Source organism: Selenomonas sp. oral taxon 892 str. F0426 (assembly GCF_000468035.1).
GTDB lineage: Bacteria > Bacillota > Negativicutes > Selenomonadales > Selenomonadaceae > Centipeda.
Map to the genome: position 1 here is coordinate 12471 of NZ_KI260540.1, position 20129 is coordinate 32599.

Here is a 20129-nt window from a genome sequence, read left to right on the forward strand (position 1 = left end):
AGCCGGATACTCCGAAGCCGGATGTTCCGAAGCCAGATACACCGAAGCCAGATACACCGAAGCCGGATACACCAAAGCCGGATACGCCGAAGCCAGATGTTCCGAAGCCGGATACACCAAAGCCGGATGCTCCGAAGCCAGATGTTCCGAAGCCGGATACTCCAAAGCCGGATACGCCGAAGCCAAATCCGAAGATCGAGTACGGCGACTATGAGACGAAGCTCATGAGCGGTGTCAAGTCGGCGATGACGGCATCGACGATGGCGTGGCGTGCTGAGGCGAACGACCTCATGAAACGCATGGGCGACCTCCGTCTCTCGCCGCAGGATGCGGGTATCTGGGCGCGTGTCTATCGTGGAAAGGCAACGAGCAACAAGAACAACGCCAACTTCCGCATGAACTACTCCACCATTCAGGTCGGCTACGACAAGAAGGTCGGAGATGACTGGCGCGTCGGTGTTGCGGGCAGCTACATGAGTGGCTCATCTTCCTACACCGCCGGCAACGGCAAGAACAAGGAAGGCAACCTCGGCATCTACGGTACATGGACGGGTAAATCCGGGCAGTACGTCGATCTCATCGCAAAGATCGGCAGACTCCAGAACGAGTACACGGTCTACAACGACTTTGGTCACTATGTCAAGGGCGACTACACGATGTGGGGCGGCTCGCTTTCGGCAGAGTACGGAAAGCGCATCGCTATGACAGGCGGCACCTTCGTCGAGCCGCAGGTCGAGCTCATCTACAGCCACATGCAGGGTAAGAGCTATGTCGGCAGCACAGACTTCCGCGGCATGAGCATGTATGTGCACCAGAAGCCGTTTGACAGCTTCATCGGACGTGTGGGCTTTGGCATTGGCAAAGAGACGGAGCGCAGCACCTGCTATGCGCGTGTCTCGCTCTACCATGAGTTCGCGGGCGATATGCACACGGACTACTCCGACGGCTTTACTCCGAAGAGTACCGTCCAGCGCGGCAGCGACACATGGGTCGGTGTCCAGCTTGGCGGCACGATGAAACTCAACGACCGTACGAACCTCTACGGTAACTTCGAGAAGACCTTCGGCGGCGACATCCAGACCGCATGGCGCATGGATGCCGGTATGCGCTGGAACTTCTAAACCGACGGGAATTTCCCACATAAAAAGACGCACTCATAGGAGTGCGTCTTTTTATGTGGAGTGCATTATCCCCCGAGCACCTCGTCCATCGAGAGCTTCATACGTTCGATGGCAATTTCGAGATCGTCTCTGCTGATATTCAGCGGCGGATTGAAGTAGAGCACGTTGCCGAGCGGGCGGAGAAGCAGTCCATGTCTCAGCGCACGGCGATAGATCGCGTAGCCGAGACGGCGTTTCCCGTCAAAGGGGCGCTTTTCTGCGCGATCCTCGACTAGCTCCACTGCGTGGATCAGTCCGATGTGGCGAATCTCGCCAACGTTCGGATGCGTACCGAACGCCTCCGTCATGCGCTCGGTCAGCCATGCCGCCGTGTTCTCCGCCTGCTCCAATATATTTTCCTCATCGAGAATGTCGAGTACGGCGAGTGCCGCCGCACAGCCGAGTGGATTGCCCGCGTAGGTGTGACTGTGCATGAACGCCTTGCCCTCGCACCAGTCGGCGTAGAATGCTTCGTAGATCTTCTCTTTCACGACGGTGATCGACATCGGCATATAGCCGCCCGTCAGCCCCTTCGAGAGGCACATGAGATCGGGCGTGATCCCTGCGCGCTCGCACGCAAAGAGCCGTCCCGTGCGGCCGAACCCCGTCGCGATCTCATCGGCGATGAGAAGTACGTCATGCGCATCGCAGAGCGCACGCAGCTTTCTGAGATACGCCTCGGGATAGATGCGCATGCCTGCGCTCCCCTGCAGGAGCGGCTCAACGATCATCGCCGCCGTCTCCTTGCCGTGCTCCGCGAATGCACGCTCTGCGTGTTCGATGCACGCGCAGTCACAGTCCTCGCGCTGTTTCCCATACGGGCAGCGATAGCAGTCGGGTGCCTCGACGTGGATGTTATCCATCATCATCGGTTGATACATCTGGGCAAAGAGATCCATGCTCCCGACCGAGAGTGCGCCGATGGTCTCGCCGTGATAGCCCTCCGTGAGGCACATAAATCGCGTCTTCTCCGTGCGTCCCGTCTGCTGACAGTATTGGAATGCCATCTTGAGCGCCGCTTCGACCGCTGAGGAGCCGTTGTCATTGAAGTGAAACTTCGTCAGCCCCGCGGGGACGAGAGATGCGAGCCGCTCAGCGAGTTCGATGGCGCTGCGGTGGGAGAAATTCGCAAAGATGACGTGCTCCAAGCGGTCAAGCTGCTCCTTGATCCGTGCATTGATCTTTTCATTTGTATGCCCCAGGAGATTCGCCCACCACGAACTCACGATGTCGAGGTAGGAATGCCCATGCACATCGCAGAGCCACGCCCCCTTTGCATGGTCAATGACCATCGGCGGCAGTTCCTCATAGTCCTTCATCTGTGCGCACGGATGCCAGATATGGCGCAGATCGCGCTCCTCAATCGTCGGCATAGCTCTCTCTCCTTTTCTCTCCGATCAGTCATACAACGCGGCGAGTGCGTCTGCCGCCATCGGCAGCGCTGCATCACCGTGCTCCACACGGGCAAGTACAGGCGCTCCCGTCAGTGCCTCAACCATCTTGACATTATCCTCCTGCATCGTGCCGCCCGTCCAGTTGTTGAAGATAAAACCTTTGAGCGGAATGCCGCGCATCTTCAAATGCTCTGCCGTCAGCACAGCCGCGTTGATCGTGCCGAGTCCTGCGTCCGCGACGACGAGTGCAGAGAGTCCGAGGCGAAGGGCGAGATCGTCCAGAATGACGTGTTCCTCGTTGTCCCAGCGCAGGGGGCATATAATGCCGCCGCTCCCCTCCACCGTCAGATAGTCCATCCGCTCCTTCGCCGTATGGAAGTCCTGCTCCACCTTGTCGAAATCCATGGGGCGCCCCTCGATCTGTGCGGCGAGATGGGGCGATACGGCATCGCGGTAGATGTAGGAGACGGCGGCATCCTCCGGCGCAAGTCCCGCAGTATGCGCCACATGGAGCGCATCGCCCGGCAGCAGCGTGCCATCCGCGAGGGTCTCTGCTCCCGAGAGCGCCGCCTTGTAGTAGCCCGCCCGAAGTCCCGCATCGCGCAGTTTTTTCACGATCAGCCCTGTGACATAGGTCTTGCCAATATCCGTACCTGTGCCCGTGATGAATAATGCCTTGCCCATGCTATACTCTCCTTACAGCCAAAGCCCTGCCCTCTGCGTCCGCACACCGATGTACGCCGCTGCCACGCAGAGCAGGAAGTCCGGCACGAGCTGCAGAACACCACAGTACCAAATTGCCACCCAGAACCCGATCGGCGCGTCGATGATGTAGTTCGACGCAAAGTAGAAGTACGAGATACCAAACACATAGACCACCGCCATGCCTGCCAGACACGCGAGAAGCGCGCGACGGAACGTCGGCCTGCCTGTACGGCTGAGTGCCCCCGTCAGCCAGCCCTGCACAATGAATCCTACGAGATAGCCGAACGTCGGCTGAAGCACATAGCCCGGCCCACCGCCCGAGGCAAAGACCGGAATCCCGACAAGCCCCATCAGGACGTATGTGCCCACCGCAAGTGCCCCGAGTCGTGCGCCGAGCATCAGCCCCGCAAGCAGCGTAAAGAGGAACTGGAGCGTATACACATCCGTCCCGACCGGAATGCGGACGAATGCACCGACGGCAACGAGTGCAATAAAGAGTCCGCAAAGAATTATTTCTCGTAGCTTCATAATGTTCAGATACCTCCAAGCGCATTTATCATTGAAATAAACTTGCTTTATCATACACGTTCCACATTTTACTGTCAACTGTTTTATTTTATTCTGGTTTACAAATATTTTCGTGCATAGAAAGAGGCTTCTCTGTCACCACGTATGAAAGAGAAGCCTCACACAATTTAGGAAGCACTAATAAATTGAGCCATTCCTTTACTTTTTCGTCACGCGCACGCGATCCATCTCAGTCCCATCGGACAGGAAGCACGCAATTTCGAGCGCGTCCCGCGAGACCTCCATCGTGAGATAGTTATCCGTCTCGGGCTGCGGCAGTGTCACCTCGTCAAAGGCGTGATCGATCCAAAGATTCGGATAGCGCACATTGCCTGCAACCCCCGTGAGGATGTAAAGCGGCCCTTTCGCGTCCGGCGTCTTCTCAAAGCCGTAGATATGCCCGCGATTCCGATACGTGTGCAGATGCGCCGAAAAGACGACATCGATCGCGAGTTCATCGAAGATGGGCATCCACACGCGTCCGTTGTCCTCATCAATGCCCTCCTCCCGCTCGGGACGTCCGTTGATCCGATATTGCAGCACATCCTTGTGCATGAGAACGACGTTCCAGCGTTTCCGATGCGCCTTCAGATCGCGGCGAATCCACGCAAGCTGCTCTTCGAGCAGCCCGCTCTTAAAGGTTCCTATCTCCTTTTGCTGCGTGCAGAGCACGACATAATGCACATCGCCGTAGTCAAAGGAGTAGTAGTAGCGCCCGAACGCCTTGCTCCCGTTCGTAGGTGTTTGGAAATAGCGCAGATACGCCTCCGGGAGGCGCGCCTTCCAGTCAAGATTGTACGTCTCGTGATTCCCCATGACAGGCGCCATTGGGATCGATCGCTGCATTTCCTTGATGCCGGCAAAGAACTCCGTCCACTGCAGGCGATCTTCACCGTTGTCTACGAGATCGCCCATACAGGCAAAAAGCTCCGCATCCGTATTGCGCGCCCACGCGAGATGTGCAATCTCCTTCCAGTCCGAATAGTCGGAGGACTGGGCGTCGGGGAAGATCAAGATCTTGTACGATTCGCTTTCTGTCGGCGTGTAGAGAGTCTGCCAGTCCGTCGCCGCATCGCCCGCGACAATGCGATACTCATAATGCGTGCCCGACGTTAGTTTGTCCAGCTCTGCAGTGTATTGATAGACCTCAATGCCATCATCCGTAAATCGATCATCCATGCCGGGATAGCGATGCGCAGCCTCCTTCGCCCCCTGCACACGGAGCTCGACCATTTGATTCTCCATGGGCGAAGAGAGCTCCCACATAAGAGCACGTGCTTTTGTGTTATCCTGTGTCACGATCTGACGCAGACGTTCTGTGTAGAGCACTCCCGGGAACTGACGCAGCGCCGCCTTCCTGAGTCCGCGCAACCCGCCGAGATACCAGAGTGCCGCACCTCCCACTGCAAGTACTCCCGCTGTCGCCGCCGCTTTGATAAATGTGCGGCGTTTTATATTTTTTCCATTTGCCATAGCTTCATCCTTCATTTATTTATGCCGCACATCATACCCCTTTGTACGGATTCCAAGTCAATCTTTTTTGCTTCAGTCCGCCCTCATGCCGATTGTATATAGCAAGAGGCAAGATCCTCTGCTGTCAAAGCTGCTCCATGCGAACGCAAGGTAAGATAGCGTGCGATATCCACGCAGCTGAGGCACCCGCCGGAGAGAAACGCTCCTGTATCACAGGCGATGATGTTGTTCGGCAGAAAAAGGGGCCTATTGCGGTTCCTGTCACGGCTGCCAATCGCCTGCGTCGGCGTATGTCCGACGACAACGAGCTCCGGCCCACAATAGTTATCGAAAAAATCATCACGAATCCACAGTAGGTCACGTGATGTCTGCTTCTTCCGCCGCGGATGCACACCCGCATGGACAAAGAGAATGCTTTGCCCCATATATGTCATACGGAAATAGAGCGGCCGCGCTTTGACAAAGGCAATGAGCTCCTCCGACTCCTCCTCAGGGAGAGCAGAGAGCTGCCGCTGCGTCATATTGCCGCCATTCATCAGCCAAATACTCATGGGATCGAAATCATCGAGTCCATTCGTCCTGATATAGCTGAGCATCATTGCCTCGTGATTGCCAAGGAGCGCGTGCACATTCTCACAGCGCTCTGTCTGCCCCCGCACAAATTGGAGTGTCTCTACGGACGCCGCCCCACGGTCGATATAGTCTCCAAGGAAGATCAGCAAATCCTGCGTGTCGTCGAACGCGATCTGCCCCCACAGGGCCTGCAGACGCTCTAGGTCGCCGTGAATATCTCCCACGGCGAGAATACGCCGAAACGCCATTGGAATCGCCTCCTTCTTTTTTCTATTATATCGCAAATACTCTGAAATGAAGCTGATAAACCCCCGTATCTTTTTATATTGTGTGTATTTTATGCCAAATCACCGCGCATGATTGACATTCTAGACCTACCGATATATGATAGGAATGTTGATTTATGTCTTTCATGCACCTAGGCAGGAGGAAGCAAATGATAGAACGCTATACGCGGCCGGAGATGGGCCGTCTCTGGTCGATTCAGAACGAGTGGCAGACCATCCTGAATGTCGAGATCGCCGCATGTGAGGCGATGGCAGAGCTGGGTGAGATCCCCGCCGCCGCCGTGGAGAATATCAAGAAAAAGGCCAAGTTCGACGTTGCCCGCATCAACGAGATCGAAAAGACTACCGATCACGACATCATCGCCTTCCTCACGAATCTCGAGGAAAACGTTGGCGAGGACTCGAAGTACATCCACAAGGGACTGACCTCGAGCGATGTCAAGGACACGGCATACTGCGTCATGATGCGCGACGCCGCCGCTATCATCCTCGACGATCTGCGCGCGTTCCGCGAAGTTCTGCGCCGCCGAGCGGAAGAGTTCCGCCACACGCCCTGCATTGGGCGCACGCACGGCATCCACGCGGAGCCGATGACATTCGGGCTGAAGCTGCTCCTCTGGAGTGCGGAAGTCGAGCGTGACATTGAGCGCCTGACGCGTGCGAAGGAAACCGTCTCTGTCGGTAAGCTCTCGGGTGCCGTCGGTACCTACTCCAACATCGACCCGCGCATCGAGGAGCTAACGTGCAAAAAGCTCGGCATCACACCTGTGCGCCTCGCGACTCAGGTCATCCAGCGCGACCGTCACGCCGAGTTCGTCACGACGCTTGCCATCATCGCGGGCACGATGGAGAAGATCGCGACCGAGATTCGCAACCTCCAGCGCACGGACATCCGCGAGGCAGAGGAGTTCTTCAAGGCGGGGCAGAAGGGTTCGTCCGCGATGCCGCACAAGCGCAATCCGATCAACTGCGAGCGCGTCTCGGGCATGGCCCGTCTCGTACGCGGCAATGCCCTCGCAGCACTCGAGGACATGACGCTCTGGCACGAGCGTGACATCTCGCACTCCTCCGTCGAGCGCGTCATCCTGCCTGACGCGACGATCAACGTTGACTACTGCCTGCACAAGCTGACGGGCATCGTCGACAAACTCCTCGTCTACCCCGACGCCATGCTGCACAATATGAACCGTACGGGCGGGCTGATCTACAGCCAGCGCATCCTCACGGCACTCGTGAACAAGGGCATCCTGCGCCAGACCGCATACGTCTGGGTGCAGCGCAATGCCATGAAGCGCTGGCTTGAGAAGGAGGACTTCCGCACGAATGTCGAAAAGGACGCGGACATCTCCGCGCATCTCACAAAGGATGAGATCGACGCATGCTTTGACTACACCTACTTCCTGCGCCATGTGGATTCCATCTTCGCGCGCTTTGATCTCTGAGGGAAAGATTTAAGGGGGACTCTATCATGTCAACCATCGTTATCACAGGAACGCAGTGGGGCGACGAGGGCAAAGGGAAGATCGTCGACTATCTTGCGAGTCAGGCGGACACCGTCGTGCGTTTCCAGGGCGGCTGCAACGCGGGGCATACCGTTGTCGCAGCCGGCGAGGAGTACAAGCTGCGCCTCCTGCCGTCTGGGATCCTCTACAAGGGCACGCACAACATCATCGCGAACGGCGTTGCCTTTGACCCCGAGGTCTGTCTGCAGGAAATGGACGCCATGGCGGCGCGCGGCATCGACACGTCGAACATCCGCATCTCCGACCGTGCCCATGTGGTTATGCCCTACCATCGTCTGATGGACGGCATCGGTGATGCACAGCGCGGCGCGGACAAAATTGGTACGACGGGACGCGGCATCGGCCCCTGTTACATGGATCGTGACGACCGCATCGGTATCCGTGTCTGCGACCTCATGGAGAAGGACGAGTTCGCAAAAAAACTTAAAAAGAACCTCGATGTCAAGAACGGTGAGCTTGCCGCCGTCTACTTCCACGAGCCGCTCGACTACGATGAGGTGCTCGCAGAGTACGAGGGATATGCAGAGCGGCTGCGTCCCTTCGTCACCGACACGATCCCCCTGATCAACGAGGAGATCGATGCGGGACGCAAGGTGCTGTTCGAAGGTGCGCAGGCAACCATGCTCGACATTGACTACGGCACCTATCCCTATGTCACATCCTCGCACCCGATCTCGGGCGGCGTCACCATCGGCGCAGGCGTTGCGCCCAAGAAGATCGACAAGGTCATCGGCGTTGTCAAGGCATACTGCACGCGCGTCGGTGAGGGTCCCTTCCCCACCGAGCAGCTGAATCCGATCGGCGAGAAGCTGCGCGAGGCAGGGCACGAGTTCGGCACCGTCACAGGGCGCCCGCGCCGCACGGGCTGGCTCGACGCCGTCGTTGTCCGCCACGCGGGACTCCTCTCCGGCATCGACTACATGGCGGTCACACGCCTCGATATCCTGGACGGCTTCGACGAGATCAAGATCTGCACAGGCTACAAGTACAAGGGGGAACTGATGAAGGGCGTCCCCGCAAGCCTCAACGTCCTCGCAGAGGTCGAACCGGTCTACGAGACCTTCCCGGGCTGGATGACGGACACCTCCAGGATCCGCAGCTACGATGATCTGCCCGAGAACGCACGCAAATACCTCGAACGCATGGCAGAGATCACGGGCATCGCCCTCGGCATGGTCTCTGTCGGTCCCTCGCGTGAGCAGACCATCGTCCTCGCCAAGGACCTTTTCTAAAATCTATAAAATTACGGCACGCTGTGCGTTTTGCACACAGCGTGCCATTTTTGTTTACCTATTATTCTGCTCTGCCACCGCAAAGCCTGCCTCCGCAAAGAAGTTCCGATATGCCTCAGCCTTCTTCTCAAGTTTCATGGGATAGGCGCGCGAGGTGGACGGAAGTCGTGTGATGAGGAGGTCTCGATCACTGCAGCGCGCGGCGATGGTCATACCTGTCTTGAAGTCCTTTGCCTTGACATCCGTCTCAAGCAGCGAGAGCAGGATCTCTGTCGCCTTGCCGCCCGTCGTACAGATGCGGCGGCAGTTCGGAATCTCCGCGAGGACGGCGGGCAGATCGACCTTCTCCACCACCTCGAGGAACGCGTCCGAGGCGTTCCCATGTCCGCGGATGGCACGGCGCACGGTCGGACACGAGGCGATGCCGCGCTCCGTCATGAACGCCTTGATCTTCTCCGCGTCAAACGCCTTTTCTCCCGCACGCTGAAAGTGCATTGCGTCACCGAAGAATACCAGCCCGTAGACACGCCACATATCGTTCTGGAAATTCGGATAGTGGAACTCCATCGTCCTCTTCTCGGGCGCGGGCGGGAACGTCCCCATCATCATCACCGTCGCATTCGCAGGCAGGAACGGCGGGAACGGGCGCAGTTCGATTTCATGTTCTTCCATCATTGTACCTCCTCAGAGCAGACCCAATGCGTGCTGCACGATGAGCGATGTGCCTGCGACCGCGATCCAGCAGACCATGCCAAGAGCCAACGGCCGCGCTCCGTTCTTGATGAGCGAGGGCAGATCGGTATTCAGCCCGATCGCACTCATCGCAAGCACAATTGCGAACTTGCCGAGCATTCCGAGTCCGCGTGAAACCTCTGCGGGAAGAATGCCCGTCGTATTCACAATGCACGCGAGCACGAAGTAGAGTACGAACATCGGGAAGATGCGCCGGAGTGAGAAGCCTGCTCCGCTCTTCGCCGCCCCGCGCATCATGAGCAGGGCAAAGAACAAGCAGACCGGCACAATCATGAGCGTGCGCGTCAGCTTGACGATCGTCGCATACGCGCCTGCGTCGTGGCTGTAGGCATAGCCCGCCGCAACGACCGATGAGGTATCATTGATCGCCGTGCCCGCCCACATACCGAAGCCTGCGTCCGACATCCCCATCGTATGCCCAAGAAACGGAAAGATGAATACTGCGAGCACATTGAAGAAGAAAATCGTCGCGATCGAGATGACGACATCCCGATCCTTTGCCCCGATAACGGGTGCGACCGCCGCAATCGCAGAACCGCCGCAGATCGCCGTGCCCGCGCCGACGAGCGAGGTCATATCGCGCTCCAGCCCGAGCAGCTTCCCCATCAGGAATGCCGCACCGAATGCAGCGAGCAGGGTAAACACCATGACATAGAGCGACTGCTCACCGACCTCCACAACATGGAAGAGATTCATCTCGAAGCCGAGCAGGATGATCGCGTACTGCAGAATCTTCTTGCCCGTGAACTGAATCCCCTTCTCCACCGCCTCGGGACGGCGTTTCTTTGCGAACAGCATGCCGAGCAGGATACCGAACACGGGACCGCCTACGATGGGAAAGTACAGCCCCAGAATATACGCCGGTATCGCAAAGAGCAGGGCATAGAAAATGCCGTCCATGTATGCGTACTTCATGAAATCCCTTCTCTCAGCTGAACAGCGCCGCCCACTCCTTCTCGCGGAATCCTGTGAGAACGCCGTCCTTCGTGATGAGCAGCGGGCGCTTCACAAGCATCCCGTCCGAGGCGAGCACTGCGTACTGCTCCTCCTCCGTCATTGCGGGCAGCTTGTCCTTGAGCGCAAGTTCACGATAGATCATGCCGCTCGTGTTGAAGAAGCGCTTCAGCGGCAGTCCGCTCTTCGCATGCCACGTGCGCAGCTCCTGTACCGTCGGCTTCTCCGTCTTAATGTCGCGCATCGGTGCCTCACAGCCGTGCGCGCGAAGGAACTTCTCTGCCTTTTGACAGGTCGAGCATTTGGGATATCCTATGAAAAGAATGTCTTTATCCATATATCATCTCTCCTTGCATGAAATCCATCTTGTTACATTCTCCATTATAATCCCTCCAAAAAATTTTTCAAACTTTTTCTTTTTGATATATTGACTTTTTGACTATTTGAGGTATAATAACAATCGAAAGGTAATTCAAAATACCTTCCACATCAAAAGAAAATGAATGGCATATCGAATACCAAACATCGAATATGCCGCAAAGACTATAAGGAGTTGATTATCATGTTTGGACTTGTACCTTTCGCTGGACGCCGCAATCTCTCTCAGCGCGATGCCTCGAATCCGTTTGCTCTCTTCGACGCGATGCGCGACTCCTTCTTCCGTGACGATTTCCCCGCCGCGAACTGGGGTGCCGCCTCGTTCAAAGTGGACGTGAAGGACGCAAACGATCACTACGAACTGACTGCAGACCTCCCGGGTATGACGAAGGAGAACATCGCCCTGCACTACGAAAACGGCTATCTCACGATTGCTGCCTCACGTACGGAGTCCAATGATGAGAAGGACGATGCGGGCAACTACATCCGACGCGAGCGCCACACGGGCGAGGTCAGCCGCTCGTTCTACATTGACGGCATCGACGACGCAAACATCCACGCGGAATTCAAGGACGGCGTACTGCAGGTAAACCTGCCGAAGACAGCAGAAACGCCGGAACGCAAACAGATCGAGATTCACTGACCTGCGTGAATTCTCTCATCCATAAAGAGCGGAACTGCGCTCGGGAAATTTCCTGAGCGCAGTTCCGCTCTTTTCATTTTATCAGCGCTCCTTTTATTTTCAAAAAACATTTCTTTTTTATATTTTTATGGTATACTGTATACAATTGTTGATAACTTTAAGGTGCGGAGGAGTGATTGCTATGAGAATCGAGCACGATTTTCTCGGTGACCTAGAAGTTCCCGATGATGTCTACTATGGCGTACAGACCATGCGTGCTGTCGAAAATTTCTACATCACAGGACAGAAGCTCGATCCTGACTTCATCGTCGCACTCGCACAAGTGAAGAAGGCAGCGGCGCTCGCGAACATGGATACGGGACGGCTCACGCGCGAGATCGGCGATCTCCTCGTGCAGGCAGCAGACGAGATCATCGCCGGCGGTCTCGTCGACCAATTCCCTGTCGACCCGATTCAGGGCGGCGCAGGCACATCGGTCAACATGAACATGAACGAGGTGCTGTGCAACCGCGCACTCGAACTGCGCGGCGAGGCAAAGGGGCGCTACGACATCATCTCACCGAACAACCACGCGAACATGGCGCAGTCGACGAACGATGCATTTCCCACGGGGATCAAGGTCTGCCTCTCGGCCAAAGGCACGGTCTTTCTCGCCGCCCTCGAGCGCCTTGCCTCAGAACTAGAGAAAAAGGCGACTGCATACCGCGCAATTCTCAAGATGGGGCGCACGCATCTGCAGGATGCCGTTCCCATCACGCTCGGGCAGGAGATGGGCTCGTATGCGTCCGCCGTGCGCCGCTCCATGCGCCGCATCCGTTACGTCCTGCGCCACATCCACACGATCAACATGGGCGGTACCGCCGTTGGTACAGGGCTAAACGCCGAGCCTGCCTACATCAAGGCAGTTGCACTGCGCCTCTCAGAGATCACGGGTGAAAAATATCGCACGTCGCAGAATATCATCGACGCGACGAACAACACAGACGCGTTTGCCGATTTCTCCTCTGCACTCAAAAATGCAGCACTCGTCCTCATCAAGCTTGCAAACGATTTCCGCCTGATGGCATCAGGGCCGCGCTGCGGACTGAACGAACTGCATTTGCCCATGCGCCAGCCGGGCTCATCGATCATGCCGGGCAAGGTCAACCCCGTCATCGCGGAGGTGCTCGATCAGGCATGCTATCAGGTCATTGCAGGCGATCTCGCCGTGACGCTTGCTGTGGAGAACGGACAGTTTGAACTGAACGTCATGGAACCGGTCATGGCATTCAATATGTTCAACTCGCTGAACTACCTCACGCGCGCCGTTGACACCTTTGTCGAGAAACTGCTCGTCGATCTGAAGCCCAACGTCGAGCAGTGCCAGAAATGGCTCGACAACAGCGTCGGCATCGTTACCGCTCTCCTGCCGCACATCGGCTACGAGAAATCTGCCGAACTCGCACGCGAGGCATATACCACGGGCAAACCCATCCGCGAGATCATCCTCGATCAAGGCATCCTCTCGAAAAAGGAGCTGGATCACATCCTCTCGCCGCGTCAAATGACGCGGCCGGGAATTGCCTAATAATACAGAACGAACCGGCAAGAGAACAGCGTCTCTGCGGCACGCCAGAGACACTCCTGACGCCGCGGGAAACAGCATCCAAGTTTACCTGTTGCTAACGCTCCTGCCAACGTGCTATAATCAACCGAACAAGATGGAAGCGGGTGATATTTTGGCGACAAACGAGAGTTACCGCAGCGGCGGTGCGCCGCAGATGGGCGTTCCTGCCCGGCGCACAGAGAGTACGCTCGGCAATGTACGGCGCATGGGCGAGGTCGCGGCAAACGTACGACAGGATGCCATCACGCCGGAGTATTTCATCACCCACTTCTACGAATATCTACCGCGCTACATCGCGGGCGGCGCGCCAACATCTGACACGCGCGACACCTACGAACTCGCCATTCGCCTCTTCCTCCACTGGTGCATGGAGCAAAATCTCCATCCGCTGAATGATGTACATGACTACCAGATCCGCATCTACATGGAGGAGCTGCGCATGCGCGGCTACAGTGCAGCAACCCTCATGATCAAGGGGGCAGCAATCCGCGCCTTTTACAAGGTCGCAGAACGGCTTTCTTTCATCGCCGAGAACCCCTGTGCCGACCTGCAGCTGCGCAACCCGCAGCATCTCGACGAGGACTATAAATACCTCACCGTCGACCAGATCAAGGAAATCTGCGAGGGACTTGCCGCGGACAAAAACACCCTGCGCCGCCTCCGCAACCTTCTCATCGTCTACCTCATGGGCGTCGAAGGCCTGCGCGTCGTCGAGGTCATGCGCCTCTCGGACGAGGACATCGACTGGCAGCGCGGACGCATCGAAATAAGGGGTAAGGGACACGCAGGCATCATCTACCCATGCGAGGAGACTTTTCAGCTCCTCAAGGCATACATCGAAACGCGCGGTGCCATCCCGCCGGAAAATCGCCTCACGCCGACCGTGATCTCCTGTTCGCCGAACAATCGGAACGGGCGCATCACGCGCGTCGGCATCCGCTACGTCATCAACAAGGCACTCAGCGAGGCGGGGCTCAAACAGCCCGGCTACGCTTGCCACCTATTCCGCCACAGCTGCGGCACAAACCTCTATCAGGAAACGAAGGATTTGCGCGTCGTACAAGAAACCCTGCGTCAGCGCAGCCCCAAAGTCACCGCAAAATACGCCCACGTCCACGACCGCATGGAGCGCCGCTATACAAGAGGGATTACTCCTGGAATGAGTGTGAAAGATATGCAGCAGACCTCTTCTGACGCAGAAAAAAAATAATCAGCGCATACAAAAGCCCGACCATAAAGCATTGCTAGTATGGTCGGGCTTTCCCTATATCTTCTGCAGGATTACTCCACTAAAGTCCAAGACATAGGCGTCCCTCGCTTTACATCACACCTTACTCTTTGACCGAGCAGTACATCATAATGCTTTGGCGAAAGCCCATGCCCTGGGCGGATGCGGCGCAGATTCTTTTCCGTCAGAACATCTCCCGCTCTCATATCCTCTGCAATGTATAGGCTGCGCCGGAATTGCAGAGATTTCTTTTCCTGCTCTGCCATCTCATAGCACACCTCACCCATTGCAAGTGCAGCTGCACGGCACTCACGCACGAGCTGCGCCATCTCATCCGGCTCCAGCGAAAATGCCGCATCGACACCGCCATCGGCACGCGACAGGGTAAAGTGCTTCTCGATCACGGTCGCCCCAAGCGCGACGCTCGCCACGCCTACTCCAATGCCGAGCGTATGATCCGACAGCCCCACATCGCATCCGAACAGCTCACGCATATGTGGAATCGTGCGGAGATTTGTCCCCTCCGGAGAGGATGGATAGCTGCTCGTACATTTGAGTAGGGTCAGATCTGTACAGCCATTGTCCCGCGCCGTCTGAACGAGATCGGCAAGTTCTGAGACGGTCGTCATCCCCGTCGATGCGATAATCGGTTTGCCCGTGCGCGCAGCCTTCCGAATGAGTGGAAGATCCACATTCTCAAAGGAGGCAATCTTATAGCAGGGCACATCGAGTTCTTCGAGAAAATCAACAGATGTATCATCGAAGGGCGTACTGAATCCCATGATGCCGTGTTCTTTACAGCGATCAAAGATCGGTTTGTGCCATTCCCACGGGGTATGAGCCTTCTCATAAAGATGGTATAGCGACTCGCCCTTCCATAGGCTGTTTGGATCCGCAATAAAAAACTCGCCTGTATCAATGTCGAGTGTCATTGTATCCGCGGTATAGGTCTGAATCTTAATCGCATCGACACCTGCAGCAGCTGCCGCATCGACAATGGCGAGCGCACGCTCAAGCGACTGGTTATGATTGCCCGACATCTCTGCAATGATAAAAGGCTTCTGTCCCTCCACGACCTTTCCTCCCTATCTATTGTCTGCTTCCCCGATCACTTTTTCGTATCGAAGAAGATCATTTTCACGACTCTCATGATAGTGTAACGACGCAAATGCTCTCTGAGAAGCAACGTTCTCTTCTTTGACGTAACCGACAAGAGTAAGACACACATGTTGATCTCTCAAGTTTTCTTCTGCCATCTGCAATATCATACGACCATATCCACGACCTCGATGCGCTGCATCAATGCTGTAGCTGATCAGAGCCATCTTATTTTCAACTGCCAGACGAATTTGACCAACCGGCACAAGATCTGCCATCAGAATAAAGAAATATTGTGCCTTCGTCGTTCCGAGCACATTCTCCAACCATCGGACATGATCCTCATAGACGAGTTCTTCACTATGAAGAGAATTTGCACGTGTCTCCTTCTCGTTACGCCACTGAAAAAGCAGCCTTGCATCAGACAGTTCAACAGGGCGCAGGTATAGCCGTCTTTCATCTGTCACAATCATTCACGTCCAATCTGCAGCTTCGCTGCATCTCCCGCAGAGTTTGCGGCATAATACATCTCTGCACAGCCGCCGCAATATCCTCCTGCCTCACTTCATCCCATCTGCCGAGATAGCAGATATATCCCGCCTCTGCGCAATCCTCGCAGATCTGAATCTGGTTTTCGGCAACAGCAGTCACGATAGCAGGAAGTCCCAGGAAACAGCGTTCCCATGTGGTCGTACCGCCTGCGCCGAGACAAAGATCAGCATGTGCCATTAGTTCTGCCATATTGGAAACTTGACAGTGATAGTGAAGGAAGTCATGCGCGGCGCAAAGCTTCTCGATCTGCGTGCGACGTGGATTGCTCCCTCCAACGACGACATCCACAGCAACGGAGGAAAGTTGAAGCTGCACGAGCGCACAGATTGCCTTTTCGGTCTCCCGCGTCACATCGCTACCGCCGTAGAATACAAGAATACGGCGCAGGATACCATCCCGCTCTCTCAAATGTTCTCGTGCTTCATAGAACTCCTCGCGCAGGAGGGCATGACGGGGGCCGAGCAGGAGTTTACAGTGCGGCGGTACCAGCCCGTCATAGCGATGCCGCATCTCCCGATAGTAGTTCTGATCGAGGAGCACATCACAGTCATGCGGGCGATTCGCCAGATCGTCAATGACGAAGATCTCTCGCACAAGTGGACGCATTCTTTGCTCCCACACCGCATCGAGCGCATAGCTGTCTACGATGAGACGGTTGACAGGCTGCATACGGGACAGAATCTCCCCTGTCTCCTCTGCGTCCACCTCCTGCGACACGGTCAACCACGCCGCATAGCCTGTGAGATTTGGATCCTCCTCATGCTGCGGCAGGAGATGCAGGGGAAATCCGTGCTCCTCGACCAGTCGGTGCAAACTCCCTGCAAGATCACGCGAGATAAAATGAACGTCAGCGCCATCCTTCCGCAGTCGCTCCGCCAGTGTCAGGCAGCGCATCAGATGCCCGCTTCCGATCTGCTCGGATGAGTCCACTCGAATCGCCGCAACGTCGTTCATGACATCCATCCGATCTGTTTCAACACAAAACATCACCCCAGAACGATCTTGAGCGGCTCGCCCTCCATATAGGTTTCGGGATGCCCGCTCTTCAGCGCTTCGCGATAGACCTTCATCGCATCCTCAAATACGTTGAGCGTGAAGTCCAAATCCTCCTGTGTATGCGTATAGCACGGGAAGATATGCCAGCCAAGGAGAACGCCGCGCTTGACGCTTTCCTGCATGAAGATGGAGTTATAGAGCCAGTCCTTTTTCCCCTCATAGTCCGTGTATTCGAGGTTCAGACGGCAGGGGTAGCCGCTGAGATCAATCGGCACGTCAATGTCCCTCGCGAGATGGCGGAAATTATCCTGAAGATATCTGCCCTTCTCCCAGATGGCCTTCGTAGCCTCACCGGATTCGAGTTCCTTCATCACGGCAATACCGGCGGCAAGAGACAGGCAGTCACCGCCGAAGGTAGTGGAGATAAAGATCTTCTTATCCACTTCCTCCATGATGTCCTTGCGTCCCGCGACGATGGAGAGCGGCATTCCGTTTGCTGCCGCCTTGCCGAACGTCGAGAGATCGGGCGTCACGCCGAAATACGCCTGCGCCCCGCCGATCGAGAAGCGGAAGCCGTTGACAACCTCATCGAAAATCAGCAGAGCCCCGTTCCGATGGCAGAGTTCCTTCAACTGCGCAAGGAAACCTTCTTTGGGTGGCTCGACCTCAACCGCCTCGGTAATGACTGCGGCGATTTCCCCCGGATAGGTTTCAAAATACTCTTCGACCTTCGCCAGATCGTTGTAGTCAAATTTATGGACGAACTGACGCACCTCGGGAAGGATGCCCCCCTGACGGACGTTCTCCGCCGCTGTCGTCCATTCATGCCAGCCATGATACTCTCCGCGCACGATGTGCTTGCGCCCCGTATAGCAGCGCGCAATGCGGACAGCCGCCTCCGTCGCCGAGGATCCTGTCTTGAGGAAGCGCACCTTGCCTGCGCTCGGGATGTGCTTTACACACAGCTCAGCATACTCCACTTCCTCGGGTGCAACGAGGGAGTAGCCCATGCCGCGCCGCAGCTGCGCCATGACTGCATCATCCACCGCCTTGTACTGATAGCCGAGCAGGATGGGGCCAAGCCCCATATCATAGTCAATGTATTCGTTGCCGTCCGGATCCCAGACGTGCCCATCCTTGCCATGGTCGATATAGATGGGAGACACGCCCTTGATGTGTGTCTCAGGCCCCTTACTGTAGAGCTGACAGCCCGAGAGGATGGTATCCTGTGCCCGCTGCCACAGTTCATCTGACTTCTTCAGACTTCTTTGATTGATCTTCATAATAGATGCGCCTCCCATATTTATCCCGCTTACTTCGTATCTTCTGCCAGAGATTTCAGCAGCCCCTCATTTCGAACAATCCCTCGATTGAACGTCCGAAGGTCAGGCTGTTCTTTCAACAGGGAAAGAATATCCTGCATGGAAAAATCGTTGTTCTTCGCATAGAGTTTTTCATAGACCGCTTCCACAAAAGCAAAGTCGCACGGCTCATCAACCGTCCAGCGCAAATCGCCATAATCCTCCGCACAGTCCACAGAACCAATACGAAAGCGCTCCGGATGATTCCGAAAATAGAGTGTGACGTGTTCCCGCTCAGAAGTCAGTCGTGCCTCCCGATGTGCCTGTTCCAGAGCAGCGAATGTCATGATCTCGGTATCAAGCCCGTCTGGAAAGCGTTCTGTTGTATGCGTATAGTCATTCTTCTCAGTGAGGTGACGCGCAATCACATCATCACTCACACGCCAGTCAATGAGCGGACAGTCCCCCGTCACGCGAACGATATGTTCCGCGCCATATTCTTTTGCACAGGCATAGTAACGATCCAGAACATCATCAAGACTGCCGCGATAGATGTTTACGCCCGTCTCTTTTGCAAGAGCACAGAGCGGATCATCGCTCACATCTGTGCTCGTCGCGAGAACAAGCTGGTCAATGTATCGGCTGCGTGTCAGACGTTCCATCTCCCGCAGCACCATCGCTCGTCCAAGCAATGGCTTCAACACCTTGTTCGGCAAACGATGCGAGGAGCACCGCGCCTGCAAAATGGCTAGCACCAATATATATCAGTCCTTTTCCATAGGAACATCAGCCATAAATAGATACACATTCATAATAAAAAATCAGAGGCTGACCTTCCACCGCTGCGGCTCGAGTATATTCACATCTATATCACGAAATGCACCATACAGTTTTTGATAGGTTGCTGAAAATGTGTGACACCTTGACAGAAGATCCGCATTCTCGTTCAACTGTGCACTCGTATCCACACCGAACACGACGTAGGAAATTCCCGCATGACAGAGTGCGTAGAGCATCGCTGCCTCACGCGGGAGGAATCCGTCCTCTGCCGCCATGGCTTGAAAGCGCTCCACATAGACACCGCTTCCCGCAACCTTTGCCTCTGCATCCGCAGGAGACATGAGCAAAAGTCCCTGCAAAAACGAGCTCCGCGCAAATACTTCTTTTCTATTTTCCTTGGCACACTCAAAAAAACCGCAGTCGTCAAGACGCTGATCAAGCACGTTATACGGCACCTGTATGACATCAATGCGAGAATCCTCTGCCGCACGCATGGCGTCATCTGGACTGTAGATACTCACACCGATCTTATCCATCCATCCACGCGCCTTTGCCTCCTCCATCGCGTCCATAACAGAGGCATCATCGAGATCCTCTACGCGATGCAGCATATAGCAGTAAAGGCTGGTCACGGAAAGACGTGTCAGGGAGCGTTGGATTTCCTGCTGGACATCACGCCGCTCTCCTTCCAGCGCAGGATGCAGTTTAGAGATGATCTGTCCGCCATGTGTGGCTAGCGCATAGCGACCGAGCAGTTCCTCCGACGTTCCGTATGCGCTGGCGGTATCAAACATACGAATGCCTGTATCAAGAGCGGCATCCAGGATCCCGAAGACCTCTTCTGCGGTCGGCTGGCGCCCCAAGGTGTTGTGAATGCCATAGTGCATACCGAACTGCACCGTTCCCAGACAAAGTTGTGCCATATG

The 20129-nt window shown here is 55.9% G+C and carries 20 protein-coding genes; 6 read left to right on the plus strand and 14 right to left on the minus strand.

Annotated elements, in window-relative coordinates; genetic code table 11:
• Positions 1 to 1121: autotransporter outer membrane beta-barrel domain-containing protein (locus HMPREF1992_RS06980; protein WP_021685172.1), on the plus strand; the 1121-nt coding region annotated here is incomplete at its 5' end.
• Positions 1122 to 1186: 65 nt separating this feature from the next.
• Here the strand turns inward: HMPREF1992_RS06980 and bioA are convergent.
• From bioA to HMPREF1992_RS07005, 5 genes are all read right to left on the minus strand, one after another.
• Positions 1187 to 2533, minus strand: coding sequence for an adenosylmethionine--8-amino-7-oxononanoate transaminase (gene bioA, locus HMPREF1992_RS06985; protein WP_021685173.1), 1347 nt, complete (start codon positions 2531 to 2533; stop codon positions 1187 to 1189).
• Positions 2534 to 2557: 24 nt separating this feature from the next.
• The gene (gene bioD, locus HMPREF1992_RS06990) at positions 2558 to 3238 is read right to left on the minus strand and encodes a dethiobiotin synthase (protein ID WP_021685174.1); all 681 of its coding nucleotides are present in this window, start codon (positions 3236 to 3238) and stop codon (positions 2558 to 2560) included.
• A 12-nt stretch (positions 3239 to 3250) separates the two neighbouring features.
• Positions 3251 to 3787, minus strand: a complete 537-nt coding sequence (locus HMPREF1992_RS06995) for a biotin transporter BioY (protein WP_037358951.1) — start codon at positions 3785 to 3787, stop codon at positions 3251 to 3253.
• Positions 3788 to 3985: 198 nt separating this feature from the next.
• Positions 3986 to 5299 (minus strand): metallophosphoesterase, encoded by a 1314-nt coding sequence (locus HMPREF1992_RS07000; protein ID WP_196801393.1) that lies wholly within the window; start codon positions 5297 to 5299, stop codon positions 3986 to 3988.
• A gap of 83 nt (positions 5300 to 5382) precedes the next feature.
• On the minus strand, positions 5383 to 6120 hold the full coding sequence (locus HMPREF1992_RS07005; protein WP_021685177.1) for a metallophosphoesterase family protein: 738 nt from the start codon (positions 6118 to 6120) through the stop codon (positions 5383 to 5385).
• 188 nt (positions 6121 to 6308) lie between these two features.
• Between HMPREF1992_RS07005 and purB the strand changes: the two genes are divergently transcribed.
• Positions 6309 to 7601: an adenylosuccinate lyase gene (gene purB / locus HMPREF1992_RS07010; RefSeq protein WP_037358954.1), complete on the plus strand. Its 1293-nt coding sequence runs from the start codon at positions 6309 to 6311 to the stop codon at positions 7599 to 7601.
• 26 nt (positions 7602 to 7627) lie between these two features.
• Positions 7628 to 8914 carry an adenylosuccinate synthase gene (locus HMPREF1992_RS07015; protein ID WP_021685179.1) on the plus strand — a complete coding sequence of 429 codons (1287 nt, stop codon included), beginning with the start codon at positions 7628 to 7630 and terminating at the stop codon, positions 8912 to 8914.
• A gap of 54 nt (positions 8915 to 8968) precedes the next feature.
• Here the strand turns inward: HMPREF1992_RS07015 and HMPREF1992_RS07020 are convergent, their stop codons facing one another.
• The 3 genes from HMPREF1992_RS07020 to HMPREF1992_RS07030 are packed head-to-tail and all read right to left on the minus strand — an operon-like array spanning position 8969 to position 10958.
• Entirely contained in the window at positions 8969 to 9589 is a 621-nt protein-coding gene (locus HMPREF1992_RS07020; protein ID WP_021685180.1) for a hypothetical protein, read from the minus strand.
• Positions 9590 to 9598: 9 nt separating this feature from the next.
• Positions 9599 to 10582, minus strand: coding sequence for a YeiH family protein (locus HMPREF1992_RS07025; protein WP_021685181.1), 984 nt, complete (start codon positions 10580 to 10582; stop codon positions 9599 to 9601).
• A 13-nt stretch (positions 10583 to 10595) separates the two neighbouring features.
• The gene (locus HMPREF1992_RS07030) at positions 10596 to 10958 is read right to left on the minus strand and encodes an arsenate reductase family protein (protein WP_021685182.1); all 363 of its coding nucleotides are present in this window, start codon (positions 10956 to 10958) and stop codon (positions 10596 to 10598) included.
• A 225-nt stretch (positions 10959 to 11183) separates the two neighbouring features.
• Between HMPREF1992_RS07030 and HMPREF1992_RS07035 the strand changes: the two genes are divergently transcribed.
• The 3 genes from HMPREF1992_RS07035 (at position 11184) to HMPREF1992_RS07045 (ending at position 14458) form a co-directional block, all read left to right on the plus strand.
• On the plus strand, positions 11184 to 11642 hold the full coding sequence (locus tag HMPREF1992_RS07035) for an Hsp20/alpha crystallin family protein (protein WP_037358962.1): 459 nt from the start codon (positions 11184 to 11186) through the stop codon (positions 11640 to 11642).
• Between the two features lie 181 nt (positions 11643 to 11823).
• Complete coding sequence (locus tag HMPREF1992_RS07040; RefSeq protein WP_021685184.1) at positions 11824 to 13209, plus strand: aspartate ammonia-lyase; 1386 nt, start codon at positions 11824 to 11826, stop codon at positions 13207 to 13209.
• Positions 13210 to 13402: 193 nt separating this feature from the next.
• Positions 13403 to 14458, plus strand: coding sequence for a tyrosine-type recombinase/integrase (locus HMPREF1992_RS07045; RefSeq protein ID WP_231366974.1), 1056 nt, complete (start codon positions 13403 to 13405; stop codon positions 14456 to 14458).
• Between the two features lie 71 nt (positions 14459 to 14529).
• On the opposite strand, the gene pseI is transcribed toward HMPREF1992_RS07045, so the two are convergent.
• From pseI to HMPREF1992_RS07075, 6 genes are all read right to left on the minus strand, one after another.
• A complete protein-coding gene (pseI, locus tag HMPREF1992_RS07050) occupies positions 14530 to 15549 on the minus strand; it encodes a pseudaminic acid synthase (RefSeq protein ID WP_021685186.1) in 1020 nt (339 codons plus the stop codon).
• A gap of 12 nt (positions 15550 to 15561) precedes the next feature.
• Positions 15562 to 16047: a GNAT family N-acetyltransferase gene (locus tag HMPREF1992_RS07055; protein WP_021685187.1), complete on the minus strand. Its 486-nt coding sequence runs from the start codon at positions 16045 to 16047 to the stop codon at positions 15562 to 15564.
• Positions 16031 to 17080 carry a UDP-2,4-diacetamido-2,4,6-trideoxy-beta-L-altropyranose hydrolase gene (gene pseG / locus HMPREF1992_RS07060; protein ID WP_037359105.1) on the minus strand — a complete coding sequence of 350 codons (1050 nt, stop codon included), beginning with the start codon at positions 17078 to 17080 and terminating at the stop codon, positions 16031 to 16033. The genes HMPREF1992_RS07055 and pseG overlap by 17 nt, the downstream gene beginning before the upstream one ends.
• A gap of 32 nt (positions 17081 to 17112) precedes the next feature.
• The gene (locus HMPREF1992_RS07065; RefSeq protein ID WP_081689294.1) at positions 17113 to 18405 is read right to left on the minus strand and encodes an aspartate aminotransferase family protein; all 1293 of its coding nucleotides are present in this window, start codon (positions 18403 to 18405) and stop codon (positions 17113 to 17115) included.
• Between the two features lie 29 nt (positions 18406 to 18434).
• The gene (locus HMPREF1992_RS07070; RefSeq protein ID WP_231366969.1) at positions 18435 to 19178 is read right to left on the minus strand and encodes a glycosyltransferase family protein; all 744 of its coding nucleotides are present in this window, start codon (positions 19176 to 19178) and stop codon (positions 18435 to 18437) included.
• Between the two features lie 66 nt (positions 19179 to 19244).
• A complete protein-coding gene (locus HMPREF1992_RS07075; protein ID WP_021685191.1) occupies positions 19245 to 20126 on the minus strand; it encodes an aldo/keto reductase in 882 nt (293 codons plus the stop codon).
• Positions 20127 to 20129 lie beyond the last annotated feature (3 nt).

Coding starts and splice junctions, on each gene's coding strand:
- HMPREF1992_RS06995 (WP_037358951.1), bottom strand. CDS start 3,787: ATGAAGCTACGAGAAATAATTCTTTGCGGACTCTTTATTGCACTCGTT.
- HMPREF1992_RS07000 (WP_196801393.1), bottom strand. CDS start 5,299: ATGGCAAATGGAAAAAATATAAAACGCCGCACATTTATCAAAGCGGCG.
- HMPREF1992_RS07045 (WP_231366974.1), top strand. CDS start 13,403: ATGGGCGTTCCTGCCCGGCGCACAGAGAGTACGCTCGGCAATGTACGG.
- purB (WP_037358954.1), top strand. CDS start 6,309: ATGATAGAACGCTATACGCGGCCGGAGATGGGCCGTCTCTGGTCGATT.
- pseG (WP_037359105.1), bottom strand. CDS start 17,080: ATGAACGACGTTGCGGCGATTCGAGTGGACTCATCCGAGCAGATCGGA.
- bioA (WP_021685173.1), bottom strand. CDS start 2,533: ATGCCGACGATTGAGGAGCGCGATCTGCGCCATATCTGGCATCCGTGC.
- HMPREF1992_RS07020 (WP_021685180.1), bottom strand. CDS start 9,589: ATGATGGAAGAACATGAAATCGAACTGCGCCCGTTCCCGCCGTTCCTG.
- HMPREF1992_RS07030 (WP_021685182.1), bottom strand. CDS start 10,958: ATGGATAAAGACATTCTTTTCATAGGATATCCCAAATGCTCGACCTGT.
- HMPREF1992_RS07025 (WP_021685181.1), bottom strand. CDS start 10,582: ATGAAGTACGCATACATGGACGGCATTTTCTATGCCCTGCTCTTTGCG.
- HMPREF1992_RS07005 (WP_021685177.1), bottom strand. CDS start 6,120: ATGGCGTTTCGGCGTATTCTCGCCGTGGGAGATATTCACGGCGACCTA.
- HMPREF1992_RS07040 (WP_021685184.1), top strand. CDS start 11,824: ATGAGAATCGAGCACGATTTTCTCGGTGACCTAGAAGTTCCCGATGAT.
- HMPREF1992_RS07035 (WP_037358962.1), top strand. CDS start 11,184: ATGTTTGGACTTGTACCTTTCGCTGGACGCCGCAATCTCTCTCAGCGC.
- bioD (WP_021685174.1), bottom strand. CDS start 3,238: ATGGGCAAGGCATTATTCATCACGGGCACAGGTACGGATATTGGCAAG.
- HMPREF1992_RS07015 (WP_021685179.1), top strand. CDS start 7,628: ATGTCAACCATCGTTATCACAGGAACGCAGTGGGGCGACGAGGGCAAA.
- HMPREF1992_RS07075 (WP_021685191.1), bottom strand. CDS start 20,126: ATGGCACAACTTTGTCTGGGAACGGTGCAGTTCGGTATGCACTATGGC.
- HMPREF1992_RS07055 (WP_021685187.1), bottom strand. CDS start 16,047: ATGATTGTGACAGATGAAAGACGGCTATACCTGCGCCCTGTTGAACTG.
- HMPREF1992_RS07065 (WP_081689294.1), bottom strand. CDS start 18,405: ATGAAGATCAATCAAAGAAGTCTGAAGAAGTCAGATGAACTGTGGCAG.